2 protein-coding genes are annotated in these 3,857 nt (G+C 60.0%); both read right to left on the reverse strand.

The window, feature by feature from the left end; genetic code table 11:
• Positions 1–776 precede the first annotated feature (776 nt).
• Complete coding sequence (locus ABJK70_RS21540) at positions 777–2,684, reverse strand: EAL domain-containing protein (protein WP_347259081.1); 1,908 nt, start codon at positions 2,682–2,684, stop codon at positions 777–779.
• On the reverse strand, positions 2,681–3,289 hold the full coding sequence (locus ABJK70_RS21545) for a transglutaminase-like cysteine peptidase (RefSeq protein ID WP_347259082.1): 609 nt from the start codon (positions 3,287–3,289) through the stop codon (positions 2,681–2,683). Before ABJK70_RS21545 ends, ABJK70_RS21540 begins: the two co-directional genes overlap by 4 nt.
• Positions 3,290–3,857: the final 568 nt, after the last annotated feature.

The raw sequence follows: 3,857 nt of genomic DNA on the forward strand, positions 1-3,857 counted from the left end.
CTACGGTGGGCGTAAAATTCGCTGACGCCAGGAAAATACCCCAGGCGCACCGTTTCAGGTATTTTTCCAAATCGCTTTCAATCAGGAATTGTTTTGTAGGGCGGGTTAGGCCGCGAGGCCGTAACCCGCCGAACGGCCTCGGATCGGTGGGTTACGCTTCGCTAACCCACCCTACGATAATGTTCGCTTGAATGTTGAATGTTGAATGGATTTACAAGGCGTCTGAAGCGATCCGTTCGTCGCCGGGAAGAGACATCCCCTCCGGCAGGCGAATTTTCCGGTTTGGTGTAGCGTCTCCAGTAAGTCGGGAAGGGATTCCCGACCTACTGACTTAGTCCGGCCGCCATTTTGGAGTGCGGAGCGGCTTTCCCAATTCACACCGCTAAGCCACGGTGGAGAATGTTCTAAGTACATTCCGCAAATATTTGCGGGATCTCGACAGATTGGCTTGACTGGCGGGGTTGTCCTGCAGGTTGCCTATGCCGCAAGACTTCCCTGAATGTACTTAGGGCGTTTTCATCTCGCTCGTACGGCAAAACAGGCTTGGCGGACGTCGTTGGCGCCTTCGGCTAGGGTAGATCGATTCAAGCTTTCGTAGGTCGGCAATCCTTTGCCGACGAACCCGTTGGCCCAACGGCGGCGTCGGGAAGGGGGGCTTCGGCGCTCCCGAAGACGCCGTTTGCGATTGGAAGGGTCGCGACTAAAGCGACCGTTTGCGATTGGGAAGGGATTCCCGACCTACTCGCCAGTGCCCGTACAGTAGGTATGAAAACGTTCTAGCTCGCCTTCTCGAACACACGGCCTTGCACCGCGTCGAACCCGAGGCCAAAAAGCAGATCGGCCTCGTCCTCCCGTTCCACGCCGGTGGCGGCAACGCGGATACCCAACTCTCGTGCGTATTGGCATAGCGCCTTGAGCAGGGCCTGATTGCCGGCGTCATCGAATATCCGGCGGCAGAGAGCCCCTTCCACCTTTACCCAATCCGGCATCAATTCGTTTAACCAGGCCAGTGCGCCGGGATAGGGCATGAAGCGATCCAGCACGAACCGAAAACCGTCTCTCCTGAGCTCGCTAACGGACTCGGCCGCTTGCGGGGCCAAAATCAGCCGATTCAAGGGGACTTCTATGGCCAGATTTGATCGAGCGGGCACTTTATGTCTAAAAGATTGAGCGAATCCCGGCTGCATGATGGTGGCCACCGACAAATTGACGGACCACGCCGCTTCGGGTTTTTCCGCCATCGCTTCCTGAAGGCGCGCGACGACAAGTTTGTCCAGCATCGGAGCCAGATCGGTTTCCTCGGCAATGTGCGCCAAGGCGCCCGCGGAAAGCCGTAATCCGTTTTCCGTCACGATGCGCGCGAACACCTCGTAATGCTCGGGTGCCGAAGCGTTCCGGCACATGAGCGGCTGCCGCTCCAGTTCCACTTGACCGTTGCCCAAAGCCTGCCGCAGCAACGCCAGCCGGCCGCTCCCGCCCGGCGTCGGATCTGCCTCCGCAATCCGAAAGCTCCCGCTGGACCCCATCTGCGCGTCGCGCAGCGCAGCGTCCGCCCGGGCGAGCAGTGCCGTGCTGCTATCGCCGGAAGAGAGGGCCGCCCCGATATGGACGGTGCAGGACGAAGCGATTCCGGTCTCGAGCAAAGCCATGACCGTCGATTGGGCGAGGTGATGGGTCAGATCGTTCAGGCAATCGGCATCGGCGTGCTCCAACAGCACGGCAAACTGCGCGCCGTCGATTCGCGCCGCCGAGCCGTGCGTCTTTTCGGCGACAGCTTCCACAACATCGGCGAGAAATTTGACGACAAGATCTCCCGTATCGCGTCCGAATCGGCGATTGCATTCCGCCAGTCCGGTGAGCTGAAGGATGGCAATGGCGTGCTGCGTTCCGGATATTGCCAGGGCCGCGTCCAGCGATGCGAGAAAATACGCGCGATTGAAAAGACCGGTTTGCCGGTCGTGGTGGAGATCCCGCTGTAGTTTCTCGATGGTTTCCATCTTCGCGTTCAGCATGCGCCGCACCGCTTCCGACATACGGTTGAACGCCGAGCCGATATGATGCAGTTCGCGAATACGGGGCAGCTCCGCCAAAGGCTCGAACTTGCCTTCGCCGATGCGAAGCGCCAGATTTTCCAGCCGGTCCAGCGGACGTAATGCCTTTTGCAGCAGCCATACCGACAGCAGCGCGGAGATCAGCCAGAAACCCAGAGTCCAGCCCAGGATGGACCAGGTCATCTGCCAAAGTTGGCTATATCCGAAACCGGGATGGCTGGCCACGTCGACCACGGCTGAAAGTTTCCAGCCGGCCATCGATTCGGCCCGACCCGCGGGAGCGTCGAACGGCACGCGGCTGATGAACCACTCGGGAGCGCCGTCCACTTTCAAGGGGAGTTCCCGCTCCACGACGGATTCGCCGTTGGGGCGGATCACGGCGATACGCCGGTAGTAGCCGCTATCGTAGAGAGCGTCCACCGCATTGGCCACCGCCGCGGTGTCGTTGCTCGCCAGCGCGGGCGATAGTTCCAGCGCCAGAGTGGTTGCCGTTTCTTGCGCATGAGCGTGCAACTGGCGTTGCAGAAAACCGTGGGTATTCACCAGGCCGGTGGCGAAAAGAGCCAGCCCCAGCAGCAGAAACAGCAGACCGAGCATCAGGACCAGCAGGGTTTTCAGGCTCATCGTCTTCATCGAATCGCTCCCGTCTTTTCGTGGTGCATGCGCGCCAACAGATCGTTCCAGTGGCGTATGTCGGACGCTTCACCCAGTTTGCCATGCTGCCCGCGCTGCTTGGCCGACCACAACCCCTCCGCATTGAAGCTCATGGTCGGCGCTAGATCGGTCCGCGCGGCGGCCGGCCGGATATCGCCGATCAGATTGTCCAAAATCAGCGGTTCGGATTCCGGGGCGGGATAGTAGGCCAGGACCATGTGCGGCTCCATGCGGCTCAGCCGTGGCCGCCAGACCCGGACATAAGTGACCCGCAATCGGTCGGGAGCCACTCCTGCCGCTCGAAGGGTGAAATATTTGGCCAGGGCGAAATCCTCGCAGTCCCCGCCGTTCGCGGCCAGGAGTTCCACCGGAGTCGCCCAGTAGTCGCGGCGCGCCCATTGGTCAGGGTCGGATATATTGGGCAGCCGGTTGAAGAAATCGTTGACCCGCGCCAGCTTCTCGTGCTCGCCGGCACTGCCCAGATGCAGAACCAGGTCGCGCCACGCCGACAGACGTTCCACCGCCGCAAGGCCATAGCGCTGGCCGACCAGTTCCAAGGTTCGTGCATTGGGGAGCAGGTCCATTTCGACGCCCGCCACGGCAAGGACCGCAAAAGCGGCGCTCCATATCAATAAGCGTTTCAAGAGCTAAGGGGGTTGATTTGAAGGAAGCGTATCTTGCCCCATCTCGGCGAAATTTCGCCACCTCATATCCCGGTGGTTGATCGTTTTTCACCGAAGTATAGCGGCGCAGATTGGGAAACCGCCCGTACCTCTAAGTGCCTATCTCAGTAGGCCGTTCGCCCTGAGCCGAGTCGAAGGGTTTTTGAAACCTACTGGGATAGGCTCTAAATGTAGGCCGAAACGAGCGGCCGTAGGTCAGCAATCCCTTGCCGACGCAGGCGTTCGGATGCAGGCCCGGCTAAGCGTCAGCGCTTGATGGCAAACGGTCGCAGCTATACAGGTCAGCGGACCGTCATTCCGGTATGGATTTTCGCTGGCTCCCAAGCTTCCGCCTGGGAGCTATACCCGAGCAGCTCGAGCTTCTCGAAACATCATTCGAATCGAGAAGCGGGAGCTTCTCAACGTCGGTTCCCAAACGGGAGTTCGGGAACCAGCCTAACGACGGAGGCATGCCGGATCAATCGGTTGC

The sequence above is a fragment of the Methylocaldum sp. genome (genome assembly GCF_039794385.1).
Classification (GTDB): domain Bacteria; phylum Pseudomonadota; class Gammaproteobacteria; order Methylococcales; family Methylococcaceae; genus Methylocaldum.